A 14,412-nucleotide genomic window follows, 5' to 3' on the forward strand; every position below is an offset into this window, starting at 1 on the left:
TTACAAGGCTCTGAGGCCGTAATGCGGGGCCGCGCGCTTCCGTTCACGGAAGGGCTGGCCCCATGCGCTTACTCTCCGGCACTGTGCCGGGCCTGGGAAACTGTCGGCTTTGCCGTCAGCTCTGGCGGTTTTCTTTCTGATATTTGGAAGGACACTTGGTCATTAATGTTTTGGCCACAAAGCTGCCCTGAGCGTCCATGCCGCCTTCAACGATGACTTCCGCGCCCGCCTTGAACGTGTCGGGCACAGTGCCGCTGTACCTGACGGCTATGGTCTGGCTGGCATTGTCCTTGTCTTCAAGCAGAAAATTTACGCCAGAGCCGGATGATCCTTTTTCAATGCCGTCAGCCGCCACTGTGCCAAAAAGCCGGGCGGCCGTCAGTTTGTCTGGCGTGGAAGCTCTGGCTTCGGAAACATTAAGAAAATACACGCTGTTTTCCGAAAAGCCCGAATAGGCCAGATAGCCGACGCCGCCGAGAAAAAGCAGCAGGGCGACTATATAGATGCTGGTGTTTTTTTTGCGGGCCATGATTACCTCATTCCTGCGGTATACGCGCTTGATCACAGGCGAAACGCGCCGTGGGCGGCGTGTCGTGCGCATGAAGGTGTGACCCGTGGCTTTGGGTCGGCAGACGCGTCTGTGCGAAAAACAACCTAGACCATTTCCTGCCCTCTGACAAGATGGGAATAATTATTATTAGAGGGGCGAAGCAGGGTGCGGCGCGGACTTTGTGATCGGGCCACAGATGGCTGTTACCCGTTATTCCCCATCATCAAACTAGGTAAGTGGCTAATTACTTGAAACAAAAAGCCGCGAAAGGCAGCCCGTCGGGTAACGCTGGAACGCGCCGCAGCGGCACGCGAGGCAGCCGGTGCGAGAGCTTGCACGAATGTTGACTGAAAGAAACTTTTTTTACGGGGGCCTTGGCCGCGCCAGTTTTGCTGTCCAAAGGGATGCTGTGGCTGACTGTTGCGGCGGTCGCGGAAGGCCAGTGGATATGAATAAAGGTTTTAGGGGGTGGGGGTGTGGGGGAGGGACCCTTTTGCAAAAGGGCCCCTCCCCCACAAAGCAATCACGGAATATCCCGAAATGAGGGAGCAGGGGGCCGCCGGGCCTGTTCCGCCCCGCCGTAAAAGCACATGTGCCTGACCATGCCGTCCACGAGGCCCACCTTGGGGATGATGAATCTGCCCGCGCCCGATCTAGCCGCCACGGTGAGAAATATCTCCAGCGCGGGCACGATGACATCGGCCCTGTACTGGTTGAGACGGTACCTAGTCATGCGTTCGTTGTAGGGCAGGTTGCGCAGATCTTCATACAGGGCTTGCAGCTCTGCGCGGCTGGCGGCCTTGCCTTCTTTTTTGTCCAACAGCTTCGCGGCCTTGTTGATGTTGCCGCCAGAGGCGATGATCTGGCGCGGTTTGTAGGTTTCGGCCATGCGCGCCAGATGGGCGTCAAGGCGCAGCCATTCTTCCGGCGTAACAACCTGGGCCAGCATGCGCAGCGTGCCCACCTGAAAGGACTGGGCCTCCAGCAGAGTATTGTTTTTCACGGCGATGATTTCGGTGCTGCCGCCGCCCACGTCAACATAGAGCGAGGTTTCGTTCGGGTCTGCCCAGGCGGAAAAGGTATTGGCCTCAAAGAGAATCTCTGCCTCTTCCACGCCCGAGATGATGGAAATTTCAAGCCCTGTGGCGCGGCTCACGCTGCTGATGAGGGCTGGCCCGTTGGCCGCGTCGCGCATGGCGCTGGTGGCGCAGATGCGGTAGTGGTCCACGTCGTAGGCCCGCATGAGGTGCACAAAGGCCGTCATGGCTTCCAGAAACATGTGCTGTCTGGCGTCCGAGATGCGGCCGCTGGTGAAAACGTCGGCCCCAAGGCGCACGGGGATGCGCAGGTAGGCGCTCTTTTTTACGGGCTTGTCCGGCCCCAGCCCCGTAACGTCGCTGATAAGGCACCGGATGGCGTTGGAACCCACGTCCATGGCGGCAACGGTTTGCAGTTTCATCTCATTCTCCGCATGCGGCTGGAGTGGGAGCCGCAGCAGGCGCGGCAGCGGGGACGGAGTATTTATCCCTGGGCGCAGGCTGCTGCGCCGGTTTTACGCCGTTGTGCTGGTGGGATTTGTGGCGGTAATAGTCGTGCAGCATGGTCTGCGACCGGCAGGGAATGGACGCAAGCCCCGTATGGTAGCTGTTGGCGCAGGTGTCGGTAAGCACGCGGGCCTTGATGTTGTCTGACCACTGGATGGCAAAGATGTCCCTGAGGGTCTGGCCCAGTTTCGGGCAGTATACCGGGGCAGCCACCTCAAGCCTTCTGTCGAGGTTTCTGGGCATCCAGTCCGCGCTGGAAATAAAGACCTTTTCCGCGTCATTGTTGCAGAAGATGATGATTCTGGCGTGCTCCAAAAATTTGTCCACAATGCTGATAGCCCAGATGTTGTCGCTGAGACCGGGTTGCTGTGGCTTGAGACAGCAGGCGCCGCGTATGATAAGGCGCACCTCCACCCCGGCCTTGCCCGCCCTGTAGAGCAGGTTGATCATGCGCTCGTCGGTCAGGCTGTTGAGTTTGGCATAGATGTAGGCCGGTTTGCCCGCGCGGGCGTTGCGTATTTCCGCTTCGATAAGCCGCGAAAACACGGTGCGCATGTTGTGCGGGGCCACCACCAGATCCCTGCTGGCTATGGGCTTGTGCGAGGCCCCAAGAAAATTGAAAATGCTGCGCGCGTCCTCGGCAAAACGCTGGTCGGCGCTCAGCAGACCCACGTCGCTGTAGAGCCGCGCCGTGTCTTCATTGAAATTGCCGGTGCCGATGTAGACATAGCCCGTTTTTTTACGGCCCTCGGTGCGTTCAACCAGCACAAGCTTGCAGTGCACCTTCAGATCCCGCAACCCGTGGATGATGCAGACGCCCGCCTGGTGCAGGATATCGATGGTCTTGACGTTGCGCTCCTCGTCAAAGCGGGCCATCAGCTCCACGAATACGGTAACCTTCTTGCCGTTCTGGGCCGCGTTGACCAGCGCGTTGATGATGCGTGAATGGTCGGCCGTGCGGTACAGACTTATGGAAATGTCCGTGACCTTGGGGTCAATGGCGGCCTCGCCAAGAAAGTCCACAACATGATTGAAGGGGTGGTAGGGAAAGTGCAGCAGGATGTCCTTTTGCTTCACCACCTTGAGGATGCTGGAAAAGGGCTTGATGTCCGGGTGTTCCAGCGGCGGCATGACGCGGTTTTCAAGGTCGGCCCGCACACGGGGAAAGTTCATGAGACTGCGCATCATGTGGTAGCGCGCGCCGGGGTCAAGTTCGCCGCTCTTGAGGCGGAGCTTTGACGCCAGCAGGTTCAGCAGGTCCTGTGGCATGGCCTGGTCATAGATAAGCCGCACAGGACGGCCGCGCAGCCTGTGCTCCAGCCCTTCTTCCATCTTTTCAATGAGGCTTTTGGACACGTCGTCGTCCAGGGTCAGCTCCGCATCGCGCATGACCTTGAAGGTGTATGCCGAAATGGAGTCGTAGTTGAACATGAAAAAGATGTCGTTGAGGCAGAGGCGGATGATGTCGTCCACAAAGATGATGTCGCTGCACCCGGCGGGCGAAGGCATTTCAACAAAGCGCGGGCATTCGGAGCTCACGGGGATGCGTATGATGGCGTAGCGGTTTTTGTTGCCGCTGGCGGGCTGCATTTTGACGGCGTGGTAGATGTGACTGTCCTGAAGAAAGGGCAGATTGGCGCTCTTGTTGAGTATGAGGGGAACCAGCTGCGGATTGATGACCTGGGTGAAATAGTCGCGGCAGAATTTTTCCTGCCCGGGGGTGAGCTGGGTTTCGTTGCGCACCCGTATGCCCTGTTCCTGCATGGCGGCAAGGATGCTTGCATACGTTTCGCGAAAGGCGGCCTGCCCTTTGGCCACCCTGCTGTTGACGCGGTGCAGGGCTTCCTGTGGGCTGAGGCCGCCCATGAGCAGTATTTTTCCCGGTTCGCGGCTGCGTGAAAGGCGCGCCAGCGAAGCCACGCGCACCTTGATAAATTCGTCCTGGTTGCTGGAGAAAATACCCAGAAAGCGCAGCCGCTGCACGAGAGGATTGGACGGGTCGCGGGCTTCCTGCAGTATGCGCTCGTTAAAGCACAACCAGCTCAACTCCCTGTTGTTCATCTTGCCACTGTCTTTCATGATCAAAGCTCCAGGCTCCACAGTATGTTATGGTATGCCTGTGCATGTAACATCCCTGTGTGAAGATCATGTGACAAAAGGAACGCAAGTATATTTTTGCGCCACACGCGGGCGGATTTGCGCAGGAATCTTGCCTGACCGTGTGGAAAACGCGTCACATGCGGGCGCTGCACTCGTGTGCTGCGCTGAAGCGTGTACCCTTTTTCAACGGTAAAAAGGTCTGAAATGCTATGAGGATTTTAGGGGCGGAGGCATGTGGGAGGGACTTTTTTGCAAAAGTGTCCCCTCCCACACAAAGAATTTCAATGTGGCATTCGGCCTAGTATTCTGTCGCCCGTACCGTGCTTCTTTCCTCAACAGCCCTGAGCAGCACGCCTTCGGCCTGGGCAGCCAGACGCCGTGGGGAGTAGCGCTTTTCAATAAAGGCGCGGAGCGCTTCCGGGTCTGCGGGCGTGGCGTAGATGCGCCGCACGTCGTCCAGCGTGTTGGCGATGTACTGCTTGGGAAAGAAAAATCCCGCACCCCAGAAGTTGTTGATAATGGGCTTGATGCCCTTGCACATGGCCTCGGCAATATTGTAGCCGAAGCTTTCAAAAATGCTGGCGGATATCAGGCAATCCTTGTCCTCAAGCCAGTCATTCATCTTGTCTCTGGGCACGTTTTTTTCAAAAAACACGTGCTTCTTGAGGCCAAGGTTTTCAACCATGAAGGTAAGATAGGTAAAGGTGCGCTGATCCTCAACGCCGCCGTGCGGCTCGGCGGTCAGATGCAGCGTCAGGGAGGGGTCGTCCCGCCAGAGCGTGTGGAACATCTGGAGCGCATAGGGCAGGTTTTTGCTGGCGTTCATAGCCAGGCTCACGCAGGCGATTTTTCCGGTGCGTTCGCGTGAAGCCTTGAGGGGAAATTTGCGCGCTTCCACGGCATTGAGCATGACTTCGCCCGGCACGCCCGCAGCCTGCGCGTTAAAAAGCATCTCAATAACAGGAGAAACAAAAACCATTCTGGATATGTTTTTCCACACGATGCCCAGGGGCACAAAGCATTCATAGCTGTGCAGGCGGCAAACCAGGGGACAGGCGTCTTCAACAAGGCTGGCGGCATGGGCATGCGAGGCCGCCCATTCCAGCCACGCCACATCGGCCCAGTGCAGAAGGGCCTGTATTTCATCCATATCCGTCGTGCCGGTGACGCGCACCTCATGCCGTGCAGAAAGTTCCTCCACAATGCCATGCAAAAAATAATCTGTACCCTTGCCGTGCAAAAATGCAATTTTCATGGGCCACCTCACGGGGGGGCTTGCGCGGCCAGCTGTTCCGCGTGGCTGCGCCAATTGCCGAAGAAAAATGCCGGAGCCTGAGGCGATTGTGCGCCTGTATGAGTATTATTGGTAATGCGTCTTACAGCAATTCGCAAGACTGCGGCGCACGCCTGCCACCCGACCGCCAGGGCGGTTGCAACGCAAAAACGCGCTGGCCCCTGCCTGTAAGGCGCGCGTTACAACCAAGCAAACCTTGCCGGGTAGGAATGGGGTAGGACAAAAGAAAAAGCCCTTACGGCTCGTCTCCGTAAGGGCTTGAAAAATCTGGTTGCGGGGGCAGGATTTGAACCTACGACCTTCGGGTTATGAGCATCCTATTATATGTTCTTATTGAATTCGATTGGCTATTATCTATTGGAAATAATTTAATATTCTTGAATAAAGTTTAAATTTTTCTTTCACTGCATGGCTTGCTTGCACGCGTATAATGGATATGTGCGCGGCGGCTCTACCTCAACCTCGCTGTAACCTGGTTAATTTTTGTGGGTGTTGCCTCTTTTGTGGCTTTCAATGTCCAGACAAACCAGAAGGTGGAATCATTATCGGCCTGATGCTCGCCGGGGCCTATTGGGGCAGGCAGTTTATAAATTCATTGCCATTGCCCGTGTTTTTGACCACCGGGGCGGACTTGATCGTTTACTTGTTCCTTAAACTTTGTCTTTCCGTGCTTGCCGAGTTTATCATAGCTCCATGGCAAATATTTAAGAGGACCAAGGAAATTCTGGCAATTAGTAAGCTGGAGAATGAAATAAAGGTCGGACGGGTATCGAAGAGAGAACAGCCGTGAAATTAAAAAATCATCCCCATTGGTGTTGATTGCGCTGTTTCTTTTTTACCCAGAGGGTTGCATGAAGAAAAAAGTTAAAGACCATTGATTGGTACATGCCCCGGAGAATAAGGCCGCGTTTGAGGCGAACATGAAGGAATGCCGGAATAATCCCGGAGAATTGGGAATACGCCTAATTGTCAGAAGCTATTTAGGAAAATTGTACAGTCATAAAATCGATAAAATAATCTATCACACGAATTTATTATTGTTCTTGTGGTAGATTTACTCGTTTTTCTTGAGGTTGATATCACTATCTACAATAGAAATAATGTTCTCACGCCCCAATTCGTCGTCAGAGCCATTCCACGTAATAATACCCCTATTACGGAGCTCAAATATATCCCCAACTATGCTGCTTTCTTTTATTGCCATTTTTTTTACAAGCCCTCCAAATGAAATTGGGGATAGCTTTTTTATAGCTTCAAGCACAACAGCTTCTCTTTGCGGATCTTTTGTATGAAATGCTATTTTGTTTAACTTTTCTTCAATTTCTTTTACTATTTTATCAATATTATTCTCTCCTTTAAGCTCTGTACCAAGTGAATTTCGTACTATTTCTTCTATTTCTTTCTTTTTGATATAATTTGTTTCATCAGTGCTTTTTGATGGATTTGACCAAAGCTGCTTCCTCATGTCTGATACTGTATCCTTCATCATTGAAAATGTATCAGCATAAAGCCTGTCGAATAAGCTTTCTAGCTTTCCTACAGAAGATTCAATGTTTTTAGATTGATTCTCCATATCCTTTGCTGCTTTTGTCGAAAGGATATAAAAAATGATAGAAAGAGTAATCGCTACTATTGATACAATCAGAGAAGATAGCGAAGCTATCAGTGAAATCATATCAAAAGCTGACATTGCAAGAGATTGACTGTTTGGCATGAGTTGACCTCCAAATTCTCTCCCAAAAAGGTGGGAATAGTGGTAGGAATAAAATCAGCTTACGAAAAAAGCCCTTACGGCTCGTCTCCGTAAGGGCTTGAAAAATCTGGTTGCGGGGGCAGGATTTGAACCTACGACCTTCGGGTTATGAGCCCTTTTTGAAGACATTTGAAGGGCTTTGACTGGTTAGGACTGGATTTGAATATCCTTTATTTTCAAATAAATATATGAGTAACTGCTTTGACGCAACCCGAACAGAACCGAGACAATCTTGCCTTGTGGTTAGGAATAGGTTAGGACTGAAATCGTGGTTAGGAAAGGAGAGCGCCCCTAAATACAACCTTCTGCCTGAGTTCGGAGTACACATATGGCCTCAAAATACAAACGGTATCACCCCAAGAAGTGGGCGGGCGTCTATGTGTACGAGTTGGACGAGGTATTCAACGGTGCGCCTGACTTGTGTTTCTTCATCAACTTCCGTTCGGGCAGACGTCTGATCTGGGAGAAGGTCGGCAGAATATCCGAAGGCTACAGCGCGGAAGTGGCGGCAGAAATCCGCGCCAAGCGCGTCAAGGCCGTGCGGCACGGTGAGGAAGTCAAAACCGCCAAAGAGATCCGCCGCGAGCAGAGTGAAAAGAACCGCCCCTTTCAGGAAATCGGCGACGCCTATTTTGAAATCAAAGGCCCCACGCTCAAGGGCATTGTCACCGACAAAAATCGTTACAAGAACCACCTGCTCCCGCTGTGCGGCAAGCGCACCGTCAACGAGATCACGCCCCAGGTCATCGAAGAGTTGCGCAAGTCCCTGAGCGACCGCAAACCCGCCACCGTGTGGAATGCTCTGGAACTGCTCCGGCGCATCGTCAACTTCGGCTACAAGACCAACCGCTGCCCGGCCCTAAGCTTTCAGATCGAAATGCCGGTCAAGGATAACGAGGTCATCGAATATCTGAAACCGGACGAGGCCCAACGCTTTCTGGCCGTGCTCAAGGAATGGCCCGTGCGCGACGTGGCCAACATGCTCTTGCTGGCCTTCTTTACAGGGATGCGGCGCGGCGAAATGTTTAAACTGGAAGTGGGCGACCTCGACTTTCACATGAAGCTTATCCGCATCCGCGATCCCAAGGGCGGCAAGTCCGTGTCCATAGGCCTCAGCAACGTGGCTGAAGAGGTCATCCGCGCCCAACTGGCCTGGAAGGGCGAACGCTTTCCCGGCAGTCCCTATGTCTTCCCCGGCAAGGACGGCAATCTCCGCAAGGATTGCAGCGCCGTGGATACCATCCGCAAGGCCGCCAACCTGCCGCCCAAGTTCCGGCCCTTCCACGGCTTGCGGCATCACTTCGCCGTGACCCTGGCCAACAGCGGCCAGTTCACCCTGGACATGATCGCGGAAATGCTCACCCACAAAAACGCCGAGTTCACCAAGAAGAAATACGGCCAGTTTCTGCCCGAATCCATGACGGCAGCGGGTAACGCGGCGGCGAAGATATTGGCAGGGTTGTGACGCCCTATCATTTCGCCACTATGCAGCCCTGCTTTGACACAGTATGATGCCGTCAGAACAACATAGACACGCAGTGAGGCCCGCCATGCCCCTTACCGAACATGACCTGCTTGCCCAGGTTGCCCTGGGAGAAGACAGTTCCCGCCAATTCAAAGCCGACATCCACAATGCCGAATCGTTGGCGGCGGAAATGGCGGCCTTTGCCAATTCTGACGGCGGCACCATCTATCTTGGCGTGACGGATCACAACACTGTGCCGGGCCTTTCCCACAAGGATGTGGCCCGCATCAATCAACTTATCAGCAATGCCGCCAGTCAGTTGGTGCGCAGCCCGCTGACCGTGCTCACCGAGAACGTGCTGCTGGCAAACGGCAATCTGGTGATCGTGCTCACCGTGCCCAAGGGACTGGATAAGCCATATTTTGATAAAAACGGCGTCATCTGGCTGAAAGCAGGTTCCGACAAGCGCCGGGTAAACTCCAAGGAGGAGTTGCGCCGCCTGTTCCAGATCAGTTCACAGTTTCACGCTGACGAGCTCCCCACCAAGGCGGGCATCGACAAGCTGGACAGGCTGCGTTTTCGGGATTTTCTCCATAAACACCACACACACGAGTTCCCTGAAGCACCTGATGATCTGCTGCGCCTGTTGCAAAACATGAACATGGCTCCGACAGTGGTGTGCTGAACCTCGCCGGGGTACTCATGTTCACTGAGCGCCCGGAATGGATTGTGCCGCAATTTGTGGTCAAGGCCATCCGCTACCCTGGCAATGCGATTCATGCCAATGCCTATATAGACACCGAGGACTTTTCCGGCCCGCTTCGCCAAGTGTTTGATTACACACAGTCGTTCATCATGCGTAACCTGCACAAAGTACAGGCAGGGCGCGGCGTGAACTCGCCGGGTCAGCCTGAAATTCCCGAAAGCGTTTTTGAAGAGTTGTTGGTCAATGCCCTGGTGCATCGGGATTACCTGGTCAGCGCGGCCATACGCATCTTCATTTTTGATAATCGCATCGAAATCATCAGCCCCGGTCATCTGCCCAACAACCTGACCGTGGAAAAAATCAAAGAAGGCAACTCCAATATCCGCAACCCCATTCTTGTGTCGTATGTGGCCAAGGGGCTCTTGCCTTACCACGGCCTCGGTTCAGGCATCAAACGCGCTTTAAAGGCTTGGCCGGACATCGATTTCGTGAATGACCATGAAGGATGTTTGTTTACGGCAACCATCAAGCGAAAGGCTCTGGAGGAACTGACGTTGATGGAAAGCTCCCCGACAATTCCGGCGACAATGTCGGGAAAAATGTCGGGGAAAATGTCGGGGAAAATGTCGGGGAAAATGTCGGGGAAAATTTTGGAGGCCTTGCGCCATAACAACACCCAGACCACCCCGCAGCTCGCCGAGCGCCTAGGCGTCACCACCCGAACGATAGAACGCGCCATAGCTGACATGCGTAAAGCAGGGCTCATCCGCCGCGTTGGCCCGGCCAAGGGCGGCAGGTGGGAAGTGCTGGCATGATAAAGGCATTCGTTGAAGAGCTTCGCCCGCTTGTAGAAGCCCGCAATCACCTTGCCCGCAAGGCAGAAACAGGCTTTGCAATACAAGTTGGCGACATTACCCGCGAAGGCTGCAAAGACCCCAAACGGATTGAATGGCTTTTGAGCTGTATGCTGGATTTCGGCTTTGATGACCGCATCTTGGTGCTCTTCAAAAAATTGTGCCGATACTACTACGCGATTGATCCCGAAGCGACTGCAAGTTACGTGTACTCATACCGTGAGATGTGGGACAAAGACTACATGCCGGAGGGCAGGTGTGATGCTGAAGCGCATTCGTCAAATGACAACACCTGAGTTTTGGATTGGTGTTAGGCAGTTCTTGATTCGGAAGGATGTACCACAAGCGTTATTTTCTGTCGGAGTAACCGCACTATGTTTTTTGCTTGGAAGTGCTGCCCTGCAATGGCTGTATGCGTCTAAAATTGCGACAAAACCAATCATCATAACTTCACTGATAATTTTTACTGCACTGGTGCTCGCGTCAGTTGTATTCTTTGCCATGAAGGCTTCTCTTAAGTTTCATATCGCCCTCAGCGAAAAGATGGACAAAATTGTTGAGTTTTCACACGCCATGAAGAGCTTAGGACTTTTGGAACTCAATGACCAAATAGCCTATATTATAAAGCAAGAAATACCACTGTATGTATCGAGTGTCCCTATTTTAAATGATTATTTAGAAGATGCTACTGTAAAAAGATATGTTTTCCTGATGAACAAAGAAAAAATTAAATACTATAAAGGCGACAACAGACTATGCATACGTGCCGCAACATATGAACAAATGGTGCAGGAACTGGCGAAGGAAATATCCGCACTGGAGTCAGCTGCTGTTGCTCAAAAAGAAATAGAGATAAATGCGCTTACAGATACGTTAGCCAAAACAGTCGCGCAAGCTGATAAACTACGGGAAGATAATGAAAAACTACGCAATATCTGCAAAACACAGTCAGGTCGTGAAACAGCAATAGACAACAGCTCGATCCGCAGGGTTGTCTTCTGGCGGGTAGCTGGCCCCCTTGTGAATGCCCTGTGTGAGCAGGGGAGCCGCGAGAGGCCATATACCCGTACCGACATTCAGGCAGCTTTTGATGTGGCAGTGGAAGAGTTCCCGGATTTAAAAGAGGAGATAAAGCAACTCTTGCTTGCCGGAAAAGCTGTTCAGCCTTCAGAAGACAAGAAGCCTAAGTCTAAGAGTGAATTTGATTTGAATGGGTGGGCTATGGAAGCCATACGCGAGGGCTTGGGAGACTTGGCAAAGCGTGGCGGCGGGCGTAACCCAAAGCGCTGACAGGGCAAAAATATAGGGGTTCTGTGAATTTTTCTGTGTGAACTCCAACGCACCGCAACCAACTTAACACTATATAATATAAAGATATTTTTGAAAAAATCTCATTGGTTCACAGAACCCTGAGATTCTTTTTTTTTGGCAAGAACACGGCGGCAAATTTTACTATTCCTCAAGCTGGATATTCTTCTTTCAAAACAAGCCGGAAGCCATAGCGCTACGGCCAAAATATGAAAGGAGAATCGAATATGCCCAGCAAGAAGCTCAACACCCAGGAAGCCGCCGCCTACCTCGGCGTGAAGCCCTGCACTCTGGAACTGTGGCGCTGCCGCAAGAAAGGCCCGCGCTATTTCAAGCTCGGCAGCCGCGTTATGTACGATCTGGCTGAATTGGAAGCCTGGTTCGCCACGCGGGGCGTGCATACCACCGACACGGCCCCTCAACTGCGGGGTAGCAAATGACCAGCATCTTCGAGCAGGTCAAAGCCGCCCTTGCCCCACGCTTGCCGGAAGTGCTGGCAGACCTTCTGCCCGGCGGACGAATTTCGGGCAGAGATTATGTGTGCGCGTCGTTGCAGGGCGACGCGGGCACGTCCTGCGCCACAAACCTGGAGACAGGCAAGGGCAGCGATTTTGCTACAGGCGAAAGCTGGGGCGATGTTATCGCCCTGGCCGCCAAGGTCTGGAACATGCGCCAGGGCAAGGCCGCCCAGGAGCTTGCGCGCCGGTATCACGTGGACACTGGACAGAACGCGCCGCAGCCGATCCAGCAGCCCGCCGCGTTCAGTGTCATCCTGCCCGTGCCGGAGTCCTCACCCGAGCCGCCGCGCCACCATGCACAGCACGGGCAGGCCTCTGCCTTGTGGCGTTACGCTGATGGACAGGGCCGCACCCTTGGCCATGTGGCCCGTTTTGAAACGCCTGAAGGCAAGGTCATTCTGCCGCTGTGTTTTGGGCACTATGGCACTGGCCGACCTCAATGGGTATGGAAGGCTTTGCCAGAGCCGCGCCCGCTGTACGGCTTGCCCGGCCTTCAGCGTACAGACAGTCCCGTGCTACTGGTGGAAGGCGAAAAGACAGCGGACGCAGCCCAGGCTCTCTTCCCGCAGTATGCCGTGCTTACCTGGAGCGGCGGGGCCAATGCCGTGGGCAAAGCGGACTGGTCGCCGCTGACGGGCCGTGTCGTCATCATATGGCCGGATAACGACGAGCCGGGCTTCAAAGGCGCGCTGGAAATTGCGTCTCTGTTGAAGAGTACCGCCGCCAGCATCCGTGTGGTGCTGCCATCAGCGAGTCTTCCTGAGAAATGGGACGTAGCCGATCCTGCGCCGGAAGGCTTCAACCCACACGCCGCTTTGCAGGATGCGTTGACGGTGGAAGACTTCTACCGCTCCGTCTCGTCGCGCAATGGCGGCCATATGGCCGCAATACAAGTAGACACACCCCCGCCGCCCGACACCGACGACCTCACCCTGAAAGAGTGGCCGCGTTTCTCGTGGGATGCCTGCCCCGGCCTGCTGGGTGATTTTGTACGCCTTGCCACCCGCAACAGCGAGGCCGACCCGGCGGCGGTGTGCGTCACCGCCCTGGTGCGCTTCGGCGCAGAGGTCTACAGCTACGGCGGGCGCTCCGGCCTTGGCCCGCACTTCTATATTGGCGAGACCATCCACCCGCCACGCCTCTTTGCCGTCATCTGCGGTAATTCCAGCAAGGCCCGCAAGGGCACGTCGCGCCACCCCGTGACCAAGCTCTTTGGCCGCGAACACTGCCAACCTGCCGACCTGAAAGGCTGGGGCGTGGCCCTGTCCGCCAGAGAGAGCGGCGGCCCGCTCTCCACCGGCGAAGGTTTGGCTCACCATGTGCGCGACGAAACGGACGAAGAACGCGAGCGCCACCAGCGCCAGAATCCCAACGAGCCAATCCGCGAGAAGGGCGACAAGCGCCTCATCATTCTGGACGAGGAGTTCGCCAGCGGGCTGGCCTGCACCAAGCGTGAAGGCAACACGCTCTCTATGGGCATCCGCTGCTTCTGGGATTCCGGCGACTATGCGCCGCTGACCAAGAACAACCCCGTGACTGTGCGCGGGGCGCACATCAGCATTTTGACTCACATCACTATGCAGGAACTGGCCGTGTGCCTGGGTGAAGTGCAGGCCGTGAACGGTTTCGGCAACCGCTTCCTTTGGGTTTGTGCCCGCCGCGCCAAACTGGTGCCTTTGCCTGCACGAATGCCGGACGTGGAGTTGGCCCCGTTGCAGCGCGAACTCTGGCGGCTGGTGGGCCTTGCCCAGCGACGCGGAACCATGACCATGACGCCGCCCGCCGTGGCGCTGTGGGAAAGCCTGTACACTGAGCTTTCGCAGGAGCACAGCGGTCTTGCCGGGAGCATCATCAACCGTGCCGAGGCCCAGACTTTGCGGCTTGCCCTCATCTACGCCTTGCTGGACGGTGCGGAGCAGATTGCCGAAAACCACTTGAAAGCGGCCCTGGCCATGTGGAACTATGCGCAGGAGTCGGCGCTGTATATTTTTGGCGACCGCGTGGCCGATCCGCTGGAGGAAAAGGTGCTGGAGGCGCTCAAGGCCGGGCCGCTCACAGCCACGGAACTCAGCGCCGCCCTCAACCGTCATGTGCCCCGCGAGCGCCTGCAACCGCTCCTGCAACAACTGGAAGGGCAACAGCGCATCAGCATCCAGAAGCAGAAAAACGCAGGCCGCCCCCGGCTCATAATAGCGTTGCGCGTAATAAGCGAACAAAGCGAAAAAGGCGAATTTAGCGAAAAAAGGGAGGCCCGCTCATGAGGCTTTTTTCGCTTCTTTCGCTTTTTTCATATTTCGCAGCCGTAGAGCGTTGCGTGCCT

12 protein-coding genes are annotated in these 14,412 nt (G+C 54.7%); 7 read left to right on the top strand and 5 right to left on the bottom strand.

Annotated features, from left to right (window positions below):
- Positions 1 to 115 precede the first annotated feature (115 nt).
- From BCS36_RS11615 to BCS36_RS11635, 5 genes are all read right to left on the bottom strand, one after another.
- A complete protein-coding gene (locus BCS36_RS11615; protein ID WP_291303054.1) occupies positions 116 to 529 on the bottom strand; it encodes a cytochrome c maturation protein CcmE in 414 nt (137 codons plus the stop codon).
- Positions 530 to 1,073: 544 nt separating this feature from the next.
- Positions 1,074 to 2,009 (bottom strand): hypothetical protein, encoded by a 936-nt coding sequence (locus BCS36_RS11620; RefSeq protein ID WP_291303055.1) that lies wholly within the window; start codon positions 2,007 to 2,009, stop codon positions 1,074 to 1,076.
- Position 2,010: 1 nt separating this feature from the next.
- Positions 2,011 to 4,173 carry a polyphosphate kinase 1 gene (gene ppk1, locus BCS36_RS11625; RefSeq protein ID WP_291303056.1) on the bottom strand — a complete coding sequence of 721 codons (2,163 nt, stop codon included), beginning with the start codon at positions 4,171 to 4,173 and terminating at the stop codon, positions 2,011 to 2,013.
- 319 nt (positions 4,174 to 4,492) lie between these two features.
- Entirely contained in the window at positions 4,493 to 5,449 is a 957-nt protein-coding gene (locus tag BCS36_RS11630; protein ID WP_291303057.1) for a glycosyltransferase, read from the bottom strand.
- Positions 5,450 to 6,542: 1,093 nt separating this feature from the next.
- On the bottom strand, positions 6,543 to 7,202 hold the full coding sequence (locus BCS36_RS11635; RefSeq protein WP_291303058.1) for a hypothetical protein: 660 nt from the start codon (positions 7,200 to 7,202) through the stop codon (positions 6,543 to 6,545).
- 367 nt (positions 7,203 to 7,569) lie between these two features.
- On the opposite strand from BCS36_RS11635, the gene BCS36_RS11640 reads away from it, so the two are divergent.
- The 7 genes from BCS36_RS11640 to BCS36_RS11670 all read left to right on the top strand — a co-directional run bounded on the left by BCS36_RS11640 (position 7,570) and on the right by BCS36_RS11670 (position 14,353).
- Positions 7,570 to 8,706 carry a tyrosine-type recombinase/integrase gene (locus tag BCS36_RS11640; RefSeq protein WP_164561365.1) on the top strand — a complete coding sequence of 379 codons (1,137 nt, stop codon included), beginning with the start codon at positions 7,570 to 7,572 and terminating at the stop codon, positions 8,704 to 8,706.
- A gap of 85 nt (positions 8,707 to 8,791) precedes the next feature.
- Positions 8,792 to 9,391, top strand: a complete 600-nt coding sequence (locus BCS36_RS11645) for a helix-turn-helix domain-containing protein (protein WP_206215568.1) — start codon at positions 8,792 to 8,794, stop codon at positions 9,389 to 9,391.
- On the top strand, positions 9,385 to 10,227 hold the full coding sequence (locus BCS36_RS11650; RefSeq protein ID WP_291303059.1) for an ATP-binding protein: 843 nt from the start codon (positions 9,385 to 9,387) through the stop codon (positions 10,225 to 10,227). Before BCS36_RS11645 ends, BCS36_RS11650 begins: the two co-directional genes overlap by 7 nt.
- Positions 10,224 to 10,562 (top strand): hypothetical protein, encoded by a 339-nt coding sequence (locus tag BCS36_RS11655; RefSeq protein WP_164561364.1) that lies wholly within the window; start codon positions 10,224 to 10,226, stop codon positions 10,560 to 10,562. The genes BCS36_RS11650 and BCS36_RS11655 overlap by 4 nt, the downstream gene beginning before the upstream one ends.
- On the top strand, positions 10,525 to 11,556 hold the full coding sequence (locus BCS36_RS11660) for a hypothetical protein (protein ID WP_164561363.1): 1,032 nt from the start codon (positions 10,525 to 10,527) through the stop codon (positions 11,554 to 11,556). The genes BCS36_RS11655 and BCS36_RS11660 overlap by 38 nt, the downstream gene beginning before the upstream one ends.
- A gap of 245 nt (positions 11,557 to 11,801) precedes the next feature.
- Positions 11,802 to 12,014, top strand: coding sequence for a helix-turn-helix domain-containing protein (locus tag BCS36_RS11665; protein ID WP_164561362.1), 213 nt, complete (start codon positions 11,802 to 11,804; stop codon positions 12,012 to 12,014).
- Positions 12,011 to 14,353, top strand: a complete 2,343-nt coding sequence (locus tag BCS36_RS11670; protein ID WP_241158695.1) for a DUF6371 domain-containing protein — start codon at positions 12,011 to 12,013, stop codon at positions 14,351 to 14,353. The genes BCS36_RS11665 and BCS36_RS11670 overlap by 4 nt, the downstream gene beginning before the upstream one ends.
- Positions 14,354 to 14,412: the final 59 nt, after the last annotated feature.

The organism is Desulfovibrio sp. MES5 (assembly GCF_002237645.1).
Lineage (GTDB): Bacteria > Desulfobacterota > Desulfovibrionia > Desulfovibrionales > Desulfovibrionaceae > Desulfovibrio.